The following is a 21,854-nucleotide window of genomic DNA, read 5'->3' as shown; positions in this document are numbered from 1 at the left end:
GTCGTCGGCCCCCTCAGAAGAACAGGCGTTCAAGCGGCCCTGCGGGCAGCGACAGTTGCAGGAGCTTGGCGAAGATCAGCCAGACGATGAAGCTGAAGGCAATTCCAACCGGAATTGTGAGCCACAGCTTGCGTTTGCCGAAGCCGCGTGCAGTCAGACCGAAGAGAATGCCGGTGGCGATCGAAAAGCCGAGCGTGTTCAAGAGCAGCATCTGGGCGGCCAGCCCACCGACGATCCAGAATACGGGGCCGAACTCCTGGTGCTCTCGCTCGTGACCGAAGTCGCCCCTCACTGCTTCGACGGCGGTCCAGATTGCGAGGCCGATGAGACAGCAGGCGATCACATAGGGAACCGTCGTCGGGCCGATCTGTGAATAGCCGGCGAGCCCGGCCAGGCGCGAAACGTCCCAGAAGATCAGGCCGGCGATGAGCGCCAGAACGACGGCGATGATGAGCGCCGCCCTGTCAGGGCGGCGCGTTTCGACGGAAGGGTGATTTCCCCTGTTCATTTGACCAGTCCGATGTCCTTGAGGACAGTTTCGGTTGCGGAAACGTCCTTCGCGAGCTGCTCGTTGAAGGCGTCGCCGGCGAGGTAGGTGTCCTGCCAGCCCTTCGTCTTCAGGACTTCCTGCCAGCCTGCGGACTTGGCGAGCTTTTCGATGTCGGCGGAAACGGCTGCCTTCTGCTCATCGGTGAGGCCGGGAGCGGCTGCGACCATGCGCCAGTTTTCAACCACGACGTCGACACCGGATTCCTTCAGCGTCGGTGCATCGATGCCTGGGAGGCGTTCGGCGCTTGAGACCGCAAGAAGGCGGAGCGTCCCAGCCTTCACCTGCGATTCGAATTCGCCATAGCCGGAAATGCCTGCGGTCACCTGGCTGCCCAGGATGGCGGCGAGCGCTTCACCACCGCCGGAATAGGCGATGTAGTTGATCTTCGTCGGATCGACGCCGGCCGCCTTGGCAATCAGGCCGACGGCGATGTGGTCGGTGCCGCCAGCGGAGCCGCCAGCCCAGGAAACGGCGCCCGGATCCTTCTTCAGCGCCTCGACGAGGTCGCCCATAGTCTTGATCTCGGAAGCGGCCGGGACGACGATCGCTTCGTACTCGCCGGTAAGACGGGCGATCGGCGTCACGTCCTTGAGGGTCACGGGCGAATTGTTGGTGAGGATGGCGCCCACCATGACGTAGCCGCCGACGAGGAGGGCGTTCGGGTTGCCCTTCTGCTGGCTGGCGAACTGTGCAAGCCCGATGGTACCGCCGGCGCCGGGAACGTTTTGCACCTGGACATTGCCGGAAATGCCTTCCTGCTGCATGACGGTCTGCAGCGAACGGGCCGTCTGGTCCCAGCCGCCGCCGGGGTTGGCCGGCGCGATGATCGTATAGTCGGCGGCATATGCCGGAAGCGCCAGGGCGCCAGCGAGAATGGATGCCAGGAAGAAGTGTTTCAAGGTCGGTCCTCCGTAGGGCGCGTTCAATCGCGCGTGCGTTGATTATCGTCGCGTACGGGAGAAGCGCGTGGCTGGTTTTTTGCGCGCCAGCCGCTGACCGTGGTGGTGATTTCCTCCCGAAGCGCTGCTGACGGCCCGCCTCCACGGATCATCAGCGATCCCTAAGCCACCATAGAAAGCTGACATTAACCTGACATCAAGTCGGCATTGCGTAAATGGTTTGTTCTGCCTGCCGAAATTTCAGTGGAGCCTCAGCACCTCGTTCCAGCGCGCGATCAGGCGGGCGCGCTTGACCTGGTCGAGATAGACCATCAATCCCGGGCTGACCGGAACGGGTCGCAATTGCCCGCCGAGCATCTCCTGCATGGTGTTGGCAGTGTTCTCGCCTGCGACATCCGGGCTGACTGCGGGGATCTGCAGCTCGCGCGCCATGATGGTCTGGCCTTCCTTCGACATGAAGAATTCGAGATACCGGCGGCCGAGGTCAGGAGAGGCGGCCGCCTGCGGCACCAGCCCGATGCGCGACATCACCACCGTATAGTCCTTTGGAAGCACGATCCCGACATCGGGATGGCGCGAGGCCCAGTCGGCGGCATAGGATCCGAGGATATTGTAGCCGAGCACGAAGCGGCCGTCGGCGACCCGTTCGACGATCGCTTGGCTGGTCGAATAGAGTTTTACGCCCGCGGACCCCATCGCCTGGATGACGCTCCAGATGTCGCCGAACTGCTCCTGGTCGCGCGACATGAAGAGGAAACCGACGCCCGAGCGCTCGATATCATAGGTGCCGATCCGGCCGAAGACGGCGCTGCCCTTCCGCTTCAGATAGTCGACGAATTCCGCGCGTGTTGCAGGCGGCGGCTCGGTCTTGAAGCTTGGCTTATGGTAGACGAAGACGGCCGGTTCGAAGGTCAGTGCATAGGCGGTGTTGCGCCAGTTCGCCCAGACCGGCCAGCGGCCGCTCATCGGCAGGTCGCTGCGTTGCGCATAGCCGTCGTTGCTGAGCTTGACCTGCAGGTCCATGGCCGAGGAGAAGGCGAAGTCAGCCGTCTTCTGGCCAGCATCCGTCTCCTTGACGATCCGGTCGTAGATCTCGCCCGTCAGCATATCCTCGTAGCGAACCGCTACGTCCGGATTGGCCTTCTGAAAGCCGAGGATCATCGGCCGTGCGAGCGGTTCGTCGAGCGAGGAATAGACGACGAGAACCGGGGCCGCGTCGTTCCCGGAAAGGGCCGGGAAGAACACGGGCGCCGAATGCGCCAGCCCTGGAAGGATGAGACAGAAAAGCAGGGAGATCAGGTATCGCATAATTCCACAATGCCTTACAGCGCCGCGCGCCTGTTCAGACACGCAAAGGCCGCCGTAACAGCTTGAAGTGCTGCATGTTTTTCTCCCTAAATCAATTCCGGTTTAAGGAATTATGCAGTAGCCGCCAGCCGTTCACAAGCAAGCTTGCGGCCGATAAAGTGATCGGGGGAGAGCGACGTTGCGAATCTTGCTTGTTGAAGACAATCAGGCCCTGGCGGAGGGCCTATCCGCGATCCTGCGCGGAAGCGGTTATGCGGTCGACGTCGTCAGCGACGGTGCCTCGGCCCATGCCGTTGCCGCTGCGGAAAGCTTCGATCTGGTGATCCTCGATCTCAACCTGCCGGAAATGGATGGCCTCGACGTGCTGCGCGCCATGCGGGCGCGGCAGAACCGGGCGGCGGTCCTGATCCTGACTGCGCGCGGCACCCCGGAAGAGCGGGTGAAGGGCCTCGATCTCGGCGCCGACGACTACATGATCAAGCCCTTCGACATCGGCGAGTTCGAGGCGCGGGTGCGGGTGCTGCTGCGCCGCCAGGCAGGATTGCGGACTTCTGTCGTCAGCTATGGCAATGTCACGCTGGACCTCACGGCGCGCAGCTTTTCTGCCGGTGGTGTACCGATCGAAATTCCCGCCCGGGAGCTCGGGCTGCTCGAACTTCTGTTCATGCGCGCCGGCAAGGTCGTCGCCAAGGAGGCGATCGTCCAGTCGCTCACTGGTCTCGATGACGATCTCAGCCCCAATGCGATCGAGCAATATGTAAGCCGGCTTCGCAAGCGCCTGGCGCCCTATGGCCTGACGGTGCGCACCGCGCGCGGCATCGGCTATTACCTCGACAAGACGGCCAGCCCCGAATGAGGACCGTCGTCTATTCGTTGCGGCGCAGGCTGCTCGGCTGGCTCCTGATCTCCACCGCCGTGATCGGCGTGGTGGCGCTGACCGACACCTACCGGGAGGCGGTCAAGACGGCGAACGTCGTCTCGGACCGCGTTCTTGCCGGTTCGGCGCTCGCGATCGCCGAGCGCGTTGTCGTCGCCGAGGGCGGCTCGCTTCAGGTCGACATTCCCTATGTCGCGCTGGAGATGCTGACGTCCGCGGCGCAGGACAGGGTCTTCTACCGGGTGGACGGGCCGCCCGGCGAGTTCATCACCGGTTATCAGACGCTGCCGTCGCTCACCGAAGGTCAGGATCAGTCGACGACGTTCGGCGACGCCGTCTTCCGCGGGGAACGCATTCGCATTGCGGCACTCCGGCGTTCCGCCTCGACCGGTGTCAGTTCCGTTCCCTTCGTCGTCACTGTTGCCGAAACGACGATCGCGAGGCGGCAGCTAACGCAGACGATCCTTCTGCGCTCGGCCCTGCGCCTCAGCCTGATGATTGCCGGCGCGGCCATGATCGTCTGGATCGCCGTCACCTTTTCGCTGAGACCACTCTATCGGCTTGGCGACGCCATTGCCGAACGCAGCCCCGACGACCTGCATCCGATCGGCGAGCGGGTGCCGAGCGAGGTTCAGGGGCTGGTCGACACCGTCAACTCGTTCATGGTGCGACTGCAATCGGCGCTCGACGCGCTGCGCCATTTCACCGGAAATGCCAGTCATCAGTTGCGGACTCCATTGGCGATCATCCGCACGCAGTTGGCGCTCGCGCAAAGAGCTGGAACGATTGAGGAAACGCGGGCGGCTGCGCGCAAGGCGGACGAAGCGGTGGCGAATGCAGAGCGCATTCTCGCGCAACTGCTGCTGATGGCGAAAATCGACGCGGCGGGCAGGGACGAGGCGCGCGGTTCGGAGCGCATCGAACTTGCCGCGCTCGCGCGCGAGATCACCGCCGATCATGTGCCGGCGGCCGGCGACGCCGGCATCGACCTCGGCTTTGCCGGCGAAGGTGAACACTGGATCCGCGCCGAGCCGCTGCTCGTCGGCGAGCTTTTAAAGAACCTGATCGGCAACGCGCTTTTCTATGCCGGACGGGGCGCCGAGGTCACGGTGCGCGTCGAAGGGCGCGACGAGGCCGTCGTGCTTGAGGTCGAGGACAACGGCCCGGGAATCCGGCCGGAGTTGCGCGAGGCGGTGCTCAAGCGTTTCCGGCGCGGCGGCGACGAGGCGCCCGGCACTGGGCTTGGCCTGCCGATCGTAGAGGAAATCGCCACGCTCTACGGCGGGACGACGCGCCTGGAGGACGGCGAGGGCGGGCGCGGATTGAAGGTCGTGGTGGGGTTTCCGGGGGTGAGGGGAGGAAGGCCAGGGGCACCTGATCCGGTTGTTGCTCAAGGGCGCGTGAGAGGGCGAACTGCCGGGGGCCGCACCCCCTCTGCCCTGCCCGGTATCTCCCCCACAAGGGGAGAGATTGGCCAGAAGCGAAGCTCTGCCCGACAGCGAGCCGGCGCGCGCCGTTGTCACCGAATTCTCGACACGCGCGCAGCGTCATTGGTTAAGTGATACGTCGCCGCTTGCCGATCTTCCCCCTTTGTGGGGGAGATGCCCGGCAGGGCGGGGGGACCACCATCCGCCTGCGCCCGCTGCTGCAATCCGATCGGAATGCGCTGGGATCACGGTCCCAGAAAGCAAAAGACCTGCCCGCGAACTCCGCAGGCAGGTCGAGGCAAGGCTACCGTCGATGCGTCCGATCAGAACGGGGAATCGGGGAAGTAGAAGTCCTGCGCATTGTCCTTGGTGACCAGCGTCGCGTCGATCGTGTAGGTGCCGCGAACCGGAACCTGGCCGTAGAAGTTGGCCGCCGTCATTTCCAGCGCGGTGCCGACCATTGCCGGCGGGTAGAGCACGTCGACCGGGATCATCTTGTCGCCGTCCATGACCTTCTTGATCATTTCCTTCGAACCGGCGCCGGCGACGACATACTGGATGTCGGTGCGCTTGGCTTGCTCGATCGCCTGCAGCACGCCGACGGCCATGTCGTCGTCCTGGCACCAGACGACGTCGATCTGCGGGTACTTGGTCAGATAGTCCTGCATGACTTTGAAGGCATCGTCGCGGTTCCAGTTGCCGTACTGGCGGTCGAGGATTTCGACCTTCGAGCCGGCGATGCCCTGGTCGAAGCCGTCCTGACGCTGCTGGTCGATCGGAATCGGCAGGCCGCGAATGACGACGACCTTGGCCTCCGGCGTCGTAGCCTTGATGTATTCGCCGGCGACCTGGCCGAGTGCGGGGTTGTTGCCGGCGACATAGAGATCACGCACGCTGTTGTCGTTGACGGACGGCGCGCGGTCGACGAGCGCCACGAACGTGCCCTTGCCCTTGACCTCCTTGATGGCGTTGACAAGCGGATCGGGATCGGTCGGCAGGATCACCAGCGCGTCGATGCCCTGAGTTTCGAGGTCCTGCACGGCATTGGCCTGGCTTGCCGGATCCGGCGAGGTCTTGACGATGACGTTGAGGCCCGGATGCTGTTCCATGAGCGTTTTCGCGACGCGTTCCGCGTGGAACACAACACCGGCGGTCCAGCCGTGGTCGGCCGCAGGGATCGAGACGCCGATCGTGACCTTCTTCTCCTCCGCGTGGGCCACGCCCGTCAGTGCCATCATCGCGACGGCAGCAATGCCCATTAATCCCTTTCGCATGTTTTCTTTCCTCCCAATGTGTCAGGGTCTTCGCTGATGTGGCCGGACCATAAGATCCGGCATTGTCACGATTTGCGTACCAGCGAGCGCTGGACGAGCATCGCGATGATGATGATCGCACCCTGCATCGCGCCGATCAGGTATTCGCTGATGAAGTTCGACAGGAGCATGATGTTACCGACCAATTCGAGAATGAAGGCGCCGCAGATCGTGCCCCAGACGCGGCCGGCGCCGCCCTTGAGCGCGGTGCCGCCGACGACGACGGCGGTGATGGCCTGCAGTTCCCAGAGGATGCCAGTCGTCGCCGAGGTAGAGCCGAGGCGTGGCACGTAGAGCAGCACGGCAATCGCCACGCAGAGGCCCTGGATCACGAATGCGATGGTGCGCACGCGGTTGACGGCGATGCCGGAATAGCGGGCAACGTCGCTATTGGAGCCGACGGCGACCACGTGCCTGCCGTAACGCGTGCGATAGAGGATGAAGGCGGCGACGGCGGTAACCGCGAGGATGATCGCGATCGGCACCGGCACGCCGAGAATGCTGCCGAAATAGGCCGGGCGGTAGAGCTCCTGTATCTCCGGCTCGCGAAGCGTGATCGCGCCGCCCTGCGAAAGCCAGGTGGTGAGGCCGCGATAGATGCCCATCGTGCCGAGCGTAGCGATGAAAGGCTCGATCCTGCCGACGGTGGTGATCAGCCCGTTGGCGAGGCCGCAGGCCGCTCCTGCAGCTACCGCGAAAACGACCGCCGCCGTCAGCATCAACGTCGGATCGGCGATGACGCCGGAATTCATGAACAGGATCATCAAGCTTGCCACGAAAGCGACCATCGAGCCGACAGAGAGATCGAGGTCTCCTGCCGAGATGACGAAAGTCGCGCCGACTGCAATGATGGCGATAAAGGCGCAGCGGGTGGCGACATTGGCGAGATTGTTGAGGCCGATGAAGTTGGGGTTGACGATCGCACCGACGATCAAAAGCAGCGCAAGTGCGGCAAACGGCGCCACCGCCCTCAGATCGACGTCGCGCCAGGTGCGGCGATGACTTGTGCTTTGGATGCTTTCCTCGTTAACGCTCATGTTCAGACCAACCTCCCGCCCCGGAGCCCGGGGAATTCCATATTGCTGTGACAGCCTGTGGCCGGTGGAATGCACCGTCAGGCGGCAGCCATCCTCTTCAGTCCCGCTGCATAGCGCATGATCTCCTGCTCGGAGATCTCGTCGCCTTCGAGCATGCCGACGATCCGTCCCTCGCGCATCACGGCGACGCGCGTGCAAAGCCCGATCACTTCCGGCATCTCGGACGAGACGACGATGATCGAACGGCCGTCGCGCGCCAGCGCCGAAATGAAGTGATAGATCTGCTGCTTGGTGCCGACGTCGATGCCGCGCGTCGGCTCGTCGATGATGATGATCTCGGGCTCCGTCTCCATCACCTTGGCGAGCAGCAGCTTCTGCTGGTTGCCGCCAGACATGCGCCTTGCCACCAAGTCGCGGTCGCGCACGCGGATGTCGAAGCGGCGGCGGGCCTTTTCGAGCGCGGCGGCCTCGCTCGTGGGATCGAGATAGCCAAGGCGGGTATGCTGGCCGAGCGACTGCAAGGTCAGGTTCGCCGTCATGCCGGAATTCAGGAGCAGGCCCTTCGCCTTGCGGTCCTTGGTCATGTAGGCAAGGCCACGTCGGTTGGCGGCGTGCACGTCGCCCGAGGGCACGGCCTCACCACGGATCGTCACCTCTCCCGAGAGCCGCGACCTGAGGCCGGCGACCGCCTCCATCAGTTCCGTCCGTCCCGAGCCGATCATGCCCGAAAAGCCCAGGATCTCGCCCTTGCGCACCTCGAAGCTGGCATCCTTGACATAGTCGGTGGAGAGTGAGTCCACTCGCAGCACGATCTCTTCGTCGACATCCGGCTCGGACTTGGCGGGATAGAGGCTCGACATCTCGCGGCCGACCATGAGCTGGGCGATCGATTCTCCGTCGAGAATCGCGGTCGGGGCCGTTTTCACCCACTGGCCATCGCGCAGCACCGTCACCCGATCGGTCAGTTCGATAACCTCGTCGAGCTTGTGCGAGACGAAGACGAAGCTCGTGCCCTGGTCCCTGAGCTTGCGCACCTGGCGGAAGAGGAAATTGGTCTCTTCGCGGGAGAGGACCGCCGTCGGCTCGTCCATGAAGACGACCCGCGCGTCGCGGCTGATCGCCTTGGCAATCTCCACCATCTGCTTTTCGGCGATCGACAGGCTGCCGATCAGCGCATTCGCGTCGACGCGACAGCCGAGGAGATCGAGAACACGGCGCGTTTCCGCGCGCATGTATTTCCGGTCGAGCACGCCGAAGCGCGTGACCTCGCGGCCGAGAAACAGGCTTTCCGCAACGGTCAGATGTTCGGCAAGATTGAATTCCTGGTGGATGATGACGATGCCGAGCGCTTCGGCGGCGCCGTTCGGCGGAAGCGTCACCGGATTGCCGTCGAGCAGTATCTCGCCCGAGGATGGCTGCTCGAATCCGGAAAGGATTTTTACCAGCGTGGACTTGCCGGCGCCGTTCTCGCCCATCAGGGCATGGATCTCGCCGGCGCGAAGCTCGAAATTGACGCTGAAGAGCACCTGCACGCCGCTGAACGACTTGCTGATGCGACGTGCCTCCAGCACGACGCTCCCGGTTTCGACCGTTTCCGGATTCATCGATTCCCCCTTGCGGCTCCCATCCGCTTATGGGGTTATGTAAACCTTTACACAGATCATGTAAAGGTTTACATCGTGGCATGCACAGGAATTTCCGAGATGACCTTTGACGTGGCCGGAAGTGTATGTAGTGTCCCGCCACCTACTACGCCGCGTGTCCTGATCAGACGTGCAAAAGGCCGCTGTAGCACTTTGGATCGCTGCATGTTTTATCCTCGAATCGGCTAGGTTTTAACGAAGACGCAAGGCAGAGCGAGAGTGTCGGATTCCACGCCCGCAACCATCGAAGACGTCGCCAGGATCGCCGAGGTTTCGATCGCGACGGTATCGCGGGCAATCCACACCCCGGAGAAGGTCGCAACGTCCACGCGACTGAAGGTCAACCAGGCGATTGCCATTACCGGTTATACGACCAATGCCATGGCGCGCAGCCTGAGGCTCGGCCGGTCGAACATGATTCTGGTCGTTGCCCCGGATATCGGCGATCCCAACTTTTCCAGCATTCTCGTAGGCCTGGAAAACGAGGCGCGGTCGCATGGCTATGGCGTGCTAATCGGCCATACGCAGAACGATGCCCAGCGCGCGCTCGAATATCTGAAGTTTCTCAATTCCAATCAGGCGGCTGGCCTCATCCTCTTCACCGGCATTCTGCCTTTCGGTCACGAGACGATGACGGCGCGATTGCCGCCAAGCGTCGGCATCTTCGAGCCCGTCTTCAACGGCGGCATCCCCTATGTCGGCATCGATGACATCGAGGGTGCCCGCAAGGTGGTCGATCTCCTGATCGCCGAAGGCCATCGCAAGATCGCCTTTATCGGCGATTCCCGCACGCGGCTTGCCTACAAGAGGCGACGGGCCGGCTACGACGCGGGGCTCGACGCGGCGGGCGTGCCGGCGGAGCTTCGGCTCGTCCAGGAGGGCGACGGCACGCTCGAGAGTGGAAGGGCCGCCGTCGAACGGCTCTTCGTGCGCGACACGCTGCCCACCGCTTTCATGTGCGTCAACGACCAGACCGCGCTCGGAGTGATGATCGGGCTGAAGGCGCGCGGCTATGACATTCCGAATGATTTTTCAGTGACCGGCTTTGATGATGTGCCGCAGGCGACGTTCATGACGCCGGCGTTGACCACGATCCGCCAGCCGCGCACGCTGATCGGAAAACAGGCCATGGCACTCCTGCTTGACCTTCTCTCCGACAGGCGCCCCGCCGAGACGGAAATCCTGCTGAGGCCGGATCTGGTGGTCCGCAATTCGGTGACCGCACCGTCGCGGCGGTGGATAGGTAAATAGGGATTCGATACATCTTGATGGCCACTTCGCCCCGAAGCCGTTCCCACAAGGGGGAGGGGCCGCGATGCCGTGCGCGCTCACTTCATTCTTAACCGATCTGCGACGATCAGATAAGCAGGCGCCTGCAGCAGAACCAAACCCCACACATGCCACAAGGAGAGGCTTAAGGCGTTGCGGTGGCGCCCGGGGACGGAAGCGCCTAGGCTGAACGCGGCAGGCGCGGGACGTTAGGCCCCCGCCTACTGGGAGGGGCCTTCTCAGCGCCTCTTCTTGACGTCAAGCCGCCAGCCTGCTTACGCGGCCGAGCACCTGAAAGCGGCCCGCCATGCGATTGAGGTCGTCCACCTCGTTGCTCAGCTCACGGCAGGCCGCATTGGTTTCTTCGACCATCGCCGCATTCCGTTGCGTCACTTCATCCATTTTATGGAGTGCGGCATCGATCTCGGACAATGCAGTGGACTGCTCGGTGGCGGCAGTCACGATCACGCCGATCAGGTCGGTCACCTGCTGCACATGCCCCTCGATCCCGATCAACGCCTCACCGGTCTGGTTGACAAGCTCCACGCCACCGGCGACTTCCCGTGTCGACGCCTCGATCAGCATTTTGATCTCCTTGGCGGCACTGGCGGAGCGACCGGCCAGTTCCCGCACCTCCTGGGCAACGACGGCAAAGCCTTTACCCGCTTCGCCGGCACGCGCAGCCTCTACGCCCGCATTGAGCGCCAGGAGATTGGTCTGGAAGGCAATCTGGTCGATGACGTTGATGATCTGTTGGATCTGCCCGGAAGATCGCGCGATGCGCTCCATAGCGGCCACTGCGTCGCGCACGACCATCGCGGATTTCTCGGCGCTGTCTTTCGCCGCGACCATCACCAGGCTTGCCTCTCGCGCACGCTCCGAGGAATTGTGTGCCGTCGCCGTGATCTCGTTGAAGGCGGAGGCAGTCTGTTCGAGCGAGGCCGCCTGCTGCTCGGTCCGTTTGGCCAGATCATCGGTCGCCCCGGCAATTTCCGACGAGCTCGTGCTGAGCTTGTCGGTCGCACTGAGGACACCGGAGATCGTTTCAGCGAGCCGTTCCACGCCCGTGTTGAACTCAGCTCTCAACGCCTCGTACGCGTCGGAGAAGTTATCTACGATGCGGACGGAAAGATCGCCGGCAGATAGGCGTGCCAGTCCGCGGGTCAAATGTTCAATGACTTGCAGCCGGTCCTTTTCCTCGATGGCTTTCCTTCGCGCGTGGGCTGCCTCTTGTTCGTCCCGCAGGCGGCGCTCCTCGTCCGTCCGCTCGCGCGCGTGGCGGCGCTCGATTGCCGCCTGCCGGAACACGGCGACAGACCTTGCGACCATGCCGATCTCATCTGGACGCTCGGCATAGGGAACTTCGCGATCGTAGTCGCCGGCGGCGAGCGTCTGCATATAGGCAGACATGGTGGCCAGAGGCTTCACCGCGCGATCGCGGAAGAACCAAAGGCCGGTGAGCAGCAGAAGGACGGACATCGCCGAACTCAGGGTGGCGGCCCAGGAAAGGCTCGCCGTGTCCGAAGCGGCACCTGCTTCCTGCTGCTTCAGGAACTTATCTGCCATCGCGACCAATTCATTGACCGCGACTTCATGGTGGTGAAAGCTTGCCTTTAGCTCGTCCATCGCCTGCGCCGCGGAAGCCGGATCGCTATTCCGGTACGGAGCGAGGAACTTTTCTTCCATCGCTGCCCAATAGGAATCGGCTCTGCCGATAACATCGTTCTCCAGCTTTGCCTTGAGCGTTTCGGGAGCAGCCGACGCTTTCCAGTAGGCGCGCCGGTCGTCAAAGGCCTGTTTCAGGGTTCCGATCTTCTCGAGGTTGCCTTTGGCGAGTTCGGGATTGGATACGGCCTCCATCGCCAGCATGTAGGACTCTACCGTGTACAGCGGCGGCGGCAGGATGTCGGCGATCAGATCCTTTCCGTAGACCACCTGCGTATAGACCGGACCGTTTACTCTCAGCTTGTCGAAGGCGTATGTCTTGATGCCAATGGAAATTATCAAACCGGCGGTGACGATCGCCCCGAAGATCGCCAAACCGCGCGCAATAGATAGTTTCATGCAATCTCTCCCACGGAAAACCTTGCTACGCTGGGACGCGTCATGGACTTCACGGAACCTCCTGCAGAGGCCGCAAGCGAGTAATAAGTCATGAAAAATTCCGGACAGACCGGCGCAGAACGTCCGCATCATGCATCAAGTCTTCCACTTGAGGGGATAGACTTGGAAACGTTCTCGTATAACGAGCAGAATTATATGATAATTGTTACTGCGTAATTAAGCGCTCGCGTGGCGCTGTTCTTCAGGGCCACCAGCGCGCCGCAGCGTGGTGCCGCTGCCGCCCATGCTAAGAAGACTCGCATAGGCGGGGCAGTTCGAAGGACGGAATCAGGCGCTATGCGTTAGCGGCCGCGGGGGCCGAAGAGGGAAGCTGTTTCGCGGGTCTGAACCCGAAGCATCGCGTTCCAAAGCTGAAGGAAGAAACGCGGCTGGACCTGGCTCGCAAGCTTGCGCTGCGACAACATGATAAATCTCCGATGATTTTGGACCCTGGCGGTATAGTGTATCGGCGCCGCTTTTGCCAGACCGGAATCTAAAGGGCTGCCTTGCAGTGCAAGCATATGTCGGTGGATGAACAAATCGCTCCGCTTTGGCAGTATAAGCCAAAGAAAAAAGCCGGAACGGCTTTCACCATTCCGGCCAGTCACTTCACTGGGAGGACAAGTCTTCTTTTTTGAAGCTCAGGTTTTCTTTCTGCCCTTCTGGCGATAGACGTCGACGACGACGGCGGCGACGATGATCACGCCCTTGACGATCTCCTGGTAGTAGGCGTCGACCCTGAGGAAGGTGAAACCGGACGTCATGACGCCGAGAATCACGGTGCCGATGACGGTCCCGGTGATGCGACCGACACCGCCGGTCAACGACGTGCCGCCAATGACGGTCGCGGCAATGGCGTCGAGTTCATACATCACGCCCATGCCGGCCTGTGCCGTCTGGGCGCGCGCCGCGGTGACGACGCCTGCAAGGCCCGCCAGCATGCCGGCGATGGCGTAGACCTTGATCAGATGCGCCTCGACATTGATGCCGGAAACGCGCGCGGCCTGTACGTTTGCGCCGATCGCATAGGTGAACTTGCCGTAGCGGGTGTAGCGCAGCGCGATGTGGAAGATCAGCGCGACGACGAGGAAGACGATGACCGGCCAAATGCCCGTGCCAATGAAGTTGAACTGGTCGGTGAGACCGGAGACCGGCTGGCCCTTGGTGTACCACTTGGAGACGCCGCGCGCCGAGACCATCATGCCGAGCGTGGCGATAAAGGGCGGGATCTTGGTCTTGGCGATGAGCTGCCCGTTGATATAGCCGGCCACAAGGCCGATGCCGACACCGAGGCCGATCGGCACGATTGCCGGAAGGTCGGTGAGCGATGGATAAAGTGCCCGTGGCCAGGTAGATGCCTGCGCGACGCTCGCCGAGATCATCGCGGTCATGCCGACGACCGATCCCGATGAGAGGTCAATGCCGCCTGTAATGATCACCTGCGTTACGCCGACGGCGATGATGCCGATCACCGAGACCTGCAGGATCATGATCGTCAGTCGCTGGGAGTTCATCAGGAAGCTCTGGCCGACAAACATCCAGCCTAGAATTTCGTAGACGAGGGCGATCCCAAGCAACACCAGGAAGATGTTGAATTCGGGCGGCACGCGCCGCCTTGACCCCACAAGGGTCGTGCTCGTGCCATGTGCGGCGACATTGGTATCCATTTTCTGTCCTCCCTGCGGTCGGCATCGCGCGCTCAACGCGCGGCAAGTTCCATGACCTTGATCTGGGTCGCTTCGGCTCGGTCGAGGAAGCCGGTGACGCGGCCCTCGTGCATCACCATGATCCGGTCGCTCATGCCGAGCACCTCGGGCATTTCCGACGAGATCATGATGACGGCGACGCCGTTGCGGGCGAGTTCGGTGACAAGACGGTGGATTTCCGCCTTGGCGCCGACATCGATGCCGCGTGTCGGCTCGTCCAGGATGAGAATGCGTGGATTGGTGAGCAGCCAGCGGCCGATCAGCACCTTCTGCTGGTTGCCGCCCGACAGGTTTTCGATGCGCTCCTCAAGGTTCGGCGTCTTGACGCGCAGCTTGCGGCTCATCTCCTCGCAGGCGGCGGTGATCGCCTTCTCGCTGACGAAGCCGCGCTTGACGAACTTGTCCTGCAGCACGGCGATCTGCATGTTCTCGAGTATGTCGAGGATGAGCAGGCAGCCGGTGTCCTTGCGATCCTCCGTCAGGAACGCCATGCGGTGGCGGATCGCCGTGTTGGGGTTGTCGATCACCACCTCTTTGCCGTCGATCGCGATCGTACCCGAACTTGCCGGTGTGACGCCGAAGAGCGTCTCGGCGACGTTCGAGCGGCCGGAGCCGACGAGTCCGGCGACGCCGAGGATTTCACCGGCGCGCACATCGAAGGAAACGTCGCGGAACACGCCATTAAGTGTGAGGTTCTTGACCGACAGCACGACGTCGCCGATCGGCACCTCCTCCTTCGGGAACATCTGGGTGATCTCACGACCGACCATCATGCGGATGATGTCGTCGCGGGTGACGTTGCTCGACGCGTGCGTGCCGATATATTTGCCGTCGCGGAACACCGAGAATTCGTCGGCAATCTCGAAGAGCTCGTTCATCTTGTGGGTGATGTAAACGATGCCGATGCCTTGCGATCTGAGATCGCGGATGATCTCGAAGAGGTGCGCAACCTCGCGCTCGGTCAGCGCCGATGTCGGCTCGTCCATGATCAAGACGTCGGATTCGTAGGAAACCGCCTTGGCGATTTCAACCATCTGACGGTTGGCGACGGAGAGGTGACGGACTTCGATCTCCGGGTCGAGGTTGATCTTCAGCCGCTCGAATAGCTTGGCGGTCATGCGGCGCATTTCGCCGTGATCGACGAAGCCGAACCGGTTCTTTGGTTCGCGTCGGATCCAGATGTTTTCCGCGACGGTCATGAAGGGCATCAGGTTCAGCTCCTGATGGATCATGGCGATGCCGTTTTCGAGCGCGTCGAGGGGCGACTGCAGACGGATGTCGACGCCCTTGAGCTTCACCTCGCCCTTGTCCGGCTGATAGATGCCGGCGAGAATCTTCATCAGGGTGGATTTGCCGGCACCGTTCTCGCCCATGAGCGCATGGACAGTACCGCGCTTCAGCTTGAACTCGACGTCGTCGAGCGCCACGACGCCCGGGAATTCCTTGCGCACGCCTTCCGCGGAAAGAAGATATTCCGCATTCGGTATGGCGCCACTCGCACGCACGGCTGCCATGGTTGTGGGACTGAGCGTCATTCTCGTAGCCTCCCCAGTGTCCGGCTCTGGCCGAAAGTCCCGCGGCGGGCGTATACGCCTTCTTGTTGAACCCTATCGTCAGGGCTTCGTGCGGGCACTGATTTCAGGAGGGAGCGCGGTGTTCGCCGCGCCCCCAAGCGAACGGTCAGTTCTTCGCCTGGTACTTGTCCAGGTTTTCCTTCGTCACGAGTTCGAAGGGGATGTAGACCTTCTTTTCGACCGGCTCGCCCTTGGCGAGTTTCAGCGCGGCGTCGACAGAGCCCTGGCCCTGGCCAGCGGCGTTCTGGAATACCGTCACGTCGAGGTCGCCGGCCGCCATGGCGGCGAGCGCATCCTGGGTGGCATCGACGCCGCCGATGACGACCGAGTCCATCGAACGGCCGGCAGCCTTCAGTGCCTGGATGGCGCCGATCGCCATTTCGTCGTTGTTCGAAATGACTGCATCGAACTCGAGGCCGGCGGAGAGCCAGTTGGTGACGAGGTCGGCGCCCTGGGTGCGCGACCAGTTGGCCGTCTGCTCTTCAACGATCTCGATGCCCTTGCACTGTTCGGTCGCAAGCACGTCATGCACGTCCTTCGTGCGCATGCGGGCGGCCTGGTTGGAAAGCTCGCCCATCATGACGACAGCCTTGCCCTTGCCGCCGAGCAACTTGCAGATCTCCTGGGTTTCCAGCGTGCCGGATTCCTGTTCGTTCGAGGCAACGAAGGCCTGCTTTTCCGGCAGGGTGTCGACGTTGACGGGCTCGCGGTTGACATAGACTAGCGGAACACCGGCATCGGCCGCGATCTTCGACATGGCGGCGGTCGCGTCGGTATCGACCGGGTTGACGATGATGGCGTCGACGCCGGCGGCGATGAAGTTCTGGATCTGGCTCTGCTGCTTCGCGACGTCGTTCTGCGCGTCTTCGATCTGCAGTTCGACGCCATTGAGCGTCTTGGCGTAATCGGACATGCCGTTGCGCAGAACCGTCAGGAAGTTGTCGTCGAACAGCGCCATCGACACACCGATTGTCTCGGCATGTGCAGCCGTCGACATCATGACGGCCATGGCGGCGCCCAGCACAAATTTCTTCATTTCTCTCTCCTCCACATTCGGTGCCCGGCGACACCTTCTCCAGCCGGAAGCGCGACCTTTCGCAAGATCGCGCCCATCTCGAACCGAAAGCCGTACTCCCGCTGCTCTTTCGGTCAAAACGGAATAAACGAACCACTAAATTGCCATTACGGAATATGTATTCCATTTTATCCGGACGCCGTCAAGCCTGTCCTGCGGCGCCCGAGCCATTTTCGGTGTTCTCCTGCGAGTGGATGATCAGGCCTTGGCTTGCAGATAGGCCATGCTTTCCTGAAGGGCTTTTGCTGGATCGGCGAGGTCGTGGACCGACGGCGCAAAGGGTTCGAAGGAAAACGGGCCCTTGTATCCCTGACCTTTAAGGCGGCGGATCTGTCCTGCATTGTCCAATCGGTCCTCCGCATCGACGAGAATGCGATGCGGATCGCGCATGTCGGCGACCGTAACCGCTTTGTCGCTAACGCCGGAAATATGCACGAGCCCGGTCATATCCGGGAAGAAAGCGTCCTCGCCAGCAAGATGATGGTGGAAGGTGTCGTGGACGAGACGGAACGTCGCTTCGCCGCCGACCTCCCGGATCGCCTCGACAGCTTCGGTCTTGGAGCGCAGCGAGCAGATCTCGAAGCCGAGCGGCTCGACGAGGCCAGCAATGCCCGCCGCTTCCAGCAACGGCCTCAAGGCTTTCAGCGCGGTCCTGAGATTTGCCTGGCGCTCACCGCCCTTCTGCCCGCTGCCGTCATTGACCGGCACCAGCACCAGCGCCTTGGCACCGCAGTCGCGCGCATAGGAAATAAGCGCGCGCGCTTCCGCCTCACGCTCTTCGTTCCATTCGTTGAAGCGCTGCAGGGCGTTGATCGAGATGATCGTCAGTCCGTGCTTTTCGGCAAGCGCCTTCACTGCATCCGGGCCGGTGCCGTCGAGGATCGCGTTGCCGGAAAGATCGTTTCGAATTTCGACCGCCGACACTCCAAGCGACTTTGCGAGCGCGAAGAATGCATCAAGCGGCAGGGCGGGCGCGGCCATGTGATTGAGGGCGAAGGGAAGGGCGATCATTGGGCGTGTCCTCCAGGAATGTTTGGAATGGCTTTCGTTTGATCGGAACATTTGTTCCATTTTAAGTCCTGGAGCCACATTCATCACTTGGAGGGCGTCAGTCAAAGCGATAGGCGCGCACCCGTCTTGCATTTCTGCAAGATTGCATTTTGCTAATGAGGGAATCCTGTCATCCGGGGGCATCGCTGTGGGAGGCATTAGCTAGCCGCGGATCAAGTCTGCGGCGTCGGGGTGACCGCCAAGCAAAATGAATCTGGGAGCCGGCGTGAAATGTTTGGACTGGCGCTGACACCGCCCAAATTGCCGCCGCGCACTTCCGATAATCCAGGCATGAGCGAGTGACGCCTGCGGGGGAGAACTAAATTGCAGATACTCGAGGTAAGTGGCCGAACTGCAGCTCTCCCACCCGTTGCGGTCAATCCGGATATCGCCCAATGCACGCTACCGCTCGGCGGCTGGCGCGGTTATCATCGGCGTCCTGGATTTCACCACGGTGCCGAGAATGGATTTGCAGACTTTTAGAGATTCGATTGCGCAGCCAGAGCCGCCCGCCGGTTCAAGCTCCGCCCTGCAGGCGCTGTGGTGGGATGCGAAGGGCAACTGGAAAAAGGCGCACGAGCGCGTGCAGGAGCACGACGATACGGCGGATATGCGTGTGCATGCCTACCTCCATCGCAAGGAAGGCGATCAATCGAACGCAGAATATTGGTATCGCCGCTGCGGCGTCGTGCCGCCAATCTTAACGTTTGATGAGGAATGGGAAGAGTTAGCGCAGGGACTTTTGGAGCAAGACTGAGTTCTGCTCGCGCATGCTCTGGTTTCGGCGCATTTGGGGCGACACGCACATCCACTCGGCTTCACTCGAACCACGTCGAAGGGCCGGTTTGAGTTGGAGAGCGGAACTTTCCCCCCCGTCCCTTCAACGGGATAGCGCCGTAGATGCGGACGTTTGCGCACTGACGCTGGTTGTCGACCAAGGCCAGCCTCAAGCCAAATGGACATGGCAGCAATACGCCAGTAAAATTTGGACAATGGATGCTGCAGCAATTCCAGGAAAAGAGTGTAACGGTTTTCCGTTCGGATTTGCGTAATTTCAAAGAGTTAGATCAGTTCGATGTTTCGATGAAACAATGAAATGATCTAGGAAGGCGCCATTGCATATGGCCAACGAATCCATCAGACGCCGGCTTGCCGCCATTTTGGCCGCTGACGTGGTCGGTTACAGCCGGCTCATGGAACGGGACGAAAAAAGCACCCACACGCTGCTCATGGAGCGCTGGAAAGAGGTCCTGGAGCCGCTCGTCGCAACTCATCAGGGCCGCGTCTTCAAGAGGATGGGCGACGGTGTGCTTGTCGAGTTCAGCAGCGCCGTCAACGCTGTCGAATGCGCCGCAGCCCTTCAGCAAGCCATGGCGGCTGCGAACGGAGACATGCCGGAAGACCGGGCTATCGTTCTCCGCGTCGGTGTTAACCTGGGCGACATCATGGTCGAGGGCAGCGATCTCTACGGCGATGGGGTCAATGTGGCTGCCCGTCTCGAGACGCTTGCCAAGCCCGGCGGCGTGGCGATTTCGGACGGCGTCCACGAGTATGTGCATGGCCGCGTCGGCCTCGATTTCGTCGACAGCGGCTATCATGAGGTCAAGAACATCGAGCGGCCGGTGCATGTCTGGAGCTGGTCGCCGAACGGTGCCGGCGATGCCGACAGCTCAGTCGTGGAAGCCCAACCGCGGCTTCCAGCGAAGCCTTCGATAGCCGTACTGCCGTTCGACAACATGTCCGGCGACCCGGAGCAGGGCTATTTCGCCGACGGCATCACCGAGGATATCATCACCGATCTTTCCAAGGTTTCCGGCCTCTTCGTCATCGCCCGCAATTCCTCTTTCGCGTACAAGGGCAAGGCGCCGGACATCCGCACGGTTAGCCGGGAACTCGGCGTCCGCTACATACTGGAAGGCAGCGTGCGCCGGGCCGCCGACCGCATCCGCATCAACGCCCAGATGATCGACGGCACGACGGGCGGCCATCTCTGGGCCGAGCGTTATGATCGCTGTATCGAGGACATATTCGCGGTTCAGGACGAGGTCACCCGCACCATCGTCAGCGCGCTCAAGGTGAAGCTGACGGCCGGGGAAGAGGAGCGGCGCGGGAACCGCGCCAAGGTGGATCCGGAAGCCTACGACCTGCTCGTCCGCTCGCGCCAGACCATGCTGCAACTCAGCGCCGTATCGTCAAGGGAAGCGCGCGCCATGCTGGAGCGCGTCATCGAGATCGATCCGGGGCTGGCGGCCGCCTATGCCCGGCTGTCGATCATCGCCTTTGCCGAATACGTCAACCGGTGGAACGGCGCGACGCCGGAAAATCTGGGACGGGCGCTGCAACTGGCGCACAAGGCCATCGACGTGGACGATACTGAGCCGCAGGCCCATGTCTCGCTGGCGCTCGTGCTTGCCTGGATGCGGCGCCTAGACGAGGCGGAAGCCCCGGCGGAGCGGGCCGTCGCGCTCGACCCCAATTTGGCCGATGCCCATACCGGGCTTGGCAACATAAGGGAATTCCAAGGTCGGTACGAAGATGCCGTGGCGCTCTACACGCGGGCCCGCCGGCTCGACCCGCAATTCGATCTGTCTCTGCATTTCCTGGGGAGGGCGCTATTGAGCCTCGGGCGCTTTGACGAGGCCGAGATCGCCTTCAAGCGTCGGCTGACCCTGGCGCCGCGATCGGACATGACGCGCTTTTATCTCGCCTGTCTCTATGGTCGAGTCGGGCGCCACGAAGAAGCGCGGCGCTATTGGCGTGAGGTGTTGGAGGTTAATTCGAACTTTTCTATCGATCACCTTAAGCGGGCTCTACCTTACCGTGACCCCGATCTGTTCGACAGGCTGGTGGGCGGTCTCCGCGAGGCAGGAGTCTCCATCTAAATACGAATGGGATAGACTGCGTCCTCAGCGGAGAAGTAAAGTCCGGTTATGGCCTCAGAAGGGGGCCATGGATCAATTAGCGTCTTGAGCGTCCGCGAACGTACGCGATTGCGAAACATCATACTCAGTTGCGCCGCCTTCAACGCACGGCAGAGAAACCCAAACATTACTGGATAAAGCAGGAATGGATGATCGGCAGCCGTTAGAGCGGACGTTGTCGTAAGCCACGAAATCTAGGCAGTCCCGCGAAAACCACGAAAAGCGGTCGCAAAGAAATTGGGGGGCCGTACCGATGTGCACGACCGGGGCGGCGTGTAGTGTGGGCATGCCCATGAGAATGCACCGCCCATTACGCCCCGTGGGCTACCTGACTCTGGCGCGAAGCTGAAGCCTTTCTTTGACCGACCAGCCATTTGTCACGGCGTGTCGATCCGACTGCCGGAGAGGGAGATTTGCTCTATGCACACGTTCACGAAGCAAATTATGCCCTGGATCTTCAGCGCAATTGCAGCGACGAATCTGGCCGCAGGTGAGCCGGTACAGCCCGACGTCAATTCTGGCGACGCCTCGAGGTAGGTGATCTTGCCGGACACCGGACTCATTGTCGAACCCGATGCCTTCGTTTTCGGGCCAGAATCCAACCATTCGCGGCAGGCTGCGCTGAAGGCGATCGCGGCGTGGCTTTCGTCGGAATTTGGTCTTCCGCTTATCGATGAACCGCCTGCCATCGCCTTCGCATCCGCCAGGAGCATGATCGGTCTGCGTTATCGAAAGGGGCCGTCGGACCGATGGACCGGAGGCCCCGCCCATCTGGACACCCTCGGCGAACGGCCCAGTGTCGTTGCTGTTTACGACGATGAGGCAAGAACTGTCTATCTGCCGGACGGATGGACGGGGAAGACGCCGGGTGAGCTCTCCGTGCTTGTGCACGAAATGGTCCACCACATTCAGAACGTAGGAGGATTGAAGTTTGCATGCCCGGAGGAACGCGAGAAGACAGCCTTTGAAGCGCAGAAACGATGGCTGGGTTCGTTCGGCAGTGACCTCGAGACGGAGTTCGGGCTCGATCCCTTCACAGTGTTAGTCCGCACAAACTGTCTGTACTAATACTCAAGCTTCTGCAGCCCCAGTGGCGATCTCG

The 21,854-nt window shown here is 61.8% G+C and carries 18 protein-coding genes and 1 pseudogene; 7 read left to right on the top strand and 12 right to left on the bottom strand.

Annotated features, from left to right (window positions below; genetic code table 11):
• Positions 1-13 precede the first annotated feature (13 nt).
• From QA637_RS26845 to QA637_RS26835, 3 genes are all read right to left on the bottom strand, one after another.
• On the bottom strand, positions 14-508 hold the full coding sequence (locus tag QA637_RS26845) for a tripartite tricarboxylate transporter TctB family protein (RefSeq protein WP_283065786.1): 495 nt from the start codon (positions 506-508) through the stop codon (positions 14-16).
• Positions 505-1,449: a Bug family tripartite tricarboxylate transporter substrate binding protein gene (locus QA637_RS26840; protein ID WP_283065785.1), complete on the bottom strand. Its 945-nt coding sequence runs from the start codon at positions 1,447-1,449 to the stop codon at positions 505-507. The genes QA637_RS26845 and QA637_RS26840 overlap by 4 nt, the downstream gene beginning before the upstream one ends.
• A 240-nt stretch (positions 1,450-1,689) precedes the next feature.
• Entirely contained in the window at positions 1,690-2,757 is a 1,068-nt protein-coding gene (locus QA637_RS26835; RefSeq protein ID WP_283065784.1) for an ABC transporter substrate-binding protein, read from the bottom strand.
• A gap of 178 nt (positions 2,758-2,935) precedes the next feature.
• On the opposite strand from QA637_RS26835, the gene QA637_RS26830 reads away from it, so the two are divergent.
• Both QA637_RS26830 and QA637_RS26825 read left to right on the top strand, forming a co-directional pair.
• Positions 2,936-3,613 carry a response regulator gene (locus QA637_RS26830; RefSeq protein WP_283065783.1) on the top strand — a complete coding sequence of 226 codons (678 nt, stop codon included), beginning with the start codon at positions 2,936-2,938 and terminating at the stop codon, positions 3,611-3,613.
• Positions 3,610-4,980, top strand: a pseudogene (locus QA637_RS26825) (sensor histidine kinase); the annotation flags it as partial. The gene QA637_RS26830 and the pseudogene QA637_RS26825, both read left to right, overlap by 4 nt.
• 404 nt (positions 4,981-5,384) lie before the next feature.
• Here the strand turns inward: QA637_RS26825 and QA637_RS26820 are convergent.
• The 3 genes from QA637_RS26820 to QA637_RS26810 form a co-directional block, all read right to left on the bottom strand.
• Positions 5,385-6,335: a substrate-binding domain-containing protein gene (locus QA637_RS26820; protein ID WP_153442869.1), complete on the bottom strand. Its 951-nt coding sequence runs from the start codon at positions 6,333-6,335 to the stop codon at positions 5,385-5,387.
• A 65-nt stretch (positions 6,336-6,400) separates the two neighbouring features.
• A complete protein-coding gene (locus QA637_RS26815) occupies positions 6,401-7,411 on the bottom strand; it encodes an ABC transporter permease (RefSeq protein WP_180943608.1) in 1,011 nt (336 codons plus the stop codon).
• A gap of 77 nt (positions 7,412-7,488) precedes the next feature.
• Entirely contained in the window at positions 7,489-9,015 is a 1,527-nt protein-coding gene (locus QA637_RS26810) for a sugar ABC transporter ATP-binding protein (RefSeq protein ID WP_283065779.1), read from the bottom strand.
• A gap of 258 nt (positions 9,016-9,273) precedes the next feature.
• On the opposite strand from QA637_RS26810, the gene QA637_RS26805 reads away from it, so the two are divergent.
• Positions 9,274-10,305 (top strand): LacI family DNA-binding transcriptional regulator, encoded by a 1,032-nt coding sequence (locus QA637_RS26805; protein WP_184108466.1) that lies wholly within the window; start codon positions 9,274-9,276, stop codon positions 10,303-10,305.
• A gap of 276 nt (positions 10,306-10,581) precedes the next feature.
• On the opposite strand, the gene QA637_RS26800 is transcribed toward QA637_RS26805, so the two are convergent.
• From QA637_RS26800 to QA637_RS26780, 5 genes are all read right to left on the bottom strand, one after another.
• Positions 10,582-12,387 carry a methyl-accepting chemotaxis protein gene (locus tag QA637_RS26800; RefSeq protein ID WP_283065778.1) on the bottom strand — a complete coding sequence of 602 codons (1,806 nt, stop codon included), beginning with the start codon at positions 12,385-12,387 and terminating at the stop codon, positions 10,582-10,584.
• Positions 12,388-13,067: 680 nt separating this feature from the next.
• Positions 13,068-14,093, bottom strand: a complete 1,026-nt coding sequence (locus QA637_RS26795; RefSeq protein WP_283065776.1) for an ABC transporter permease — start codon at positions 14,091-14,093, stop codon at positions 13,068-13,070.
• A 32-nt stretch (positions 14,094-14,125) separates the two neighbouring features.
• The gene (locus tag QA637_RS26790; RefSeq protein WP_283065774.1) at positions 14,126-15,667 is read right to left on the bottom strand and encodes a sugar ABC transporter ATP-binding protein; all 1,542 of its coding nucleotides are present in this window, start codon (positions 15,665-15,667) and stop codon (positions 14,126-14,128) included.
• A gap of 145 nt (positions 15,668-15,812) precedes the next feature.
• On the bottom strand, positions 15,813-16,742 hold the full coding sequence (locus tag QA637_RS26785; protein WP_153442880.1) for a sugar ABC transporter substrate-binding protein: 930 nt from the start codon (positions 16,740-16,742) through the stop codon (positions 15,813-15,815).
• A 237-nt stretch (positions 16,743-16,979) separates the two neighbouring features.
• A complete protein-coding gene (locus tag QA637_RS26780) occupies positions 16,980-17,792 on the bottom strand; it encodes a TIM barrel protein (RefSeq protein ID WP_283065773.1) in 813 nt (270 codons plus the stop codon).
• A 502-nt stretch (positions 17,793-18,294) separates the two neighbouring features.
• Here QA637_RS26780 and QA637_RS26775 point away from each other — a divergent pair.
• The 3 genes from QA637_RS26775 to QA637_RS26765 all read left to right on the top strand — a co-directional run bounded on the left by QA637_RS26775 (position 18,295) and on the right by QA637_RS26765 (position 20,713).
• The gene (locus QA637_RS26775) at positions 18,295-18,588 is read left to right on the top strand and encodes a hypothetical protein (RefSeq protein WP_153442920.1); all 294 of its coding nucleotides are present in this window, start codon (positions 18,295-18,297) and stop codon (positions 18,586-18,588) included.
• A gap of 170 nt (positions 18,589-18,758) precedes the next feature.
• Positions 18,759-18,926, top strand: a complete 168-nt coding sequence (locus QA637_RS26770) for a hypothetical protein (RefSeq protein WP_283065772.1) — start codon at positions 18,759-18,761, stop codon at positions 18,924-18,926.
• A gap of 26 nt (positions 18,927-18,952) precedes the next feature.
• Positions 18,953-20,713: an adenylate/guanylate cyclase domain-containing protein gene (locus tag QA637_RS26765; protein WP_283065771.1), complete on the top strand. Its 1,761-nt coding sequence runs from the start codon at positions 18,953-18,955 to the stop codon at positions 20,711-20,713.
• A 416-nt stretch (positions 20,714-21,129) separates the two neighbouring features.
• Here the strand turns inward: QA637_RS26765 and QA637_RS26760 are convergent, their stop codons facing one another.
• The gene (locus QA637_RS26760; RefSeq protein ID WP_283065769.1) at positions 21,130-21,465 is read right to left on the bottom strand and encodes a hypothetical protein; all 336 of its coding nucleotides are present in this window, start codon (positions 21,463-21,465) and stop codon (positions 21,130-21,132) included.
• On the opposite strand from QA637_RS26760, the gene QA637_RS31075 reads away from it, so the two are divergent.
• Entirely contained in the window at positions 21,464-21,820 is a 357-nt protein-coding gene (locus QA637_RS31075; RefSeq protein WP_428843149.1) for a DUF6647 family protein, read from the top strand. The genes QA637_RS26760 and QA637_RS31075 overlap by 2 nt on opposite strands.
• Positions 21,821-21,854 lie beyond the last annotated feature (34 nt).

Origin of the sequence: Sinorhizobium terangae, assembly GCF_029714365.1 — a bacterium.
GTDB classification, from domain to species: Bacteria; Pseudomonadota; Alphaproteobacteria; order Rhizobiales; family Rhizobiaceae; genus Sinorhizobium; species Sinorhizobium terangae.
The sequence above is the reverse complement of the archived record's forward strand: the minus strand, read 5'-3'. Positions and strand labels throughout refer to the sequence as shown.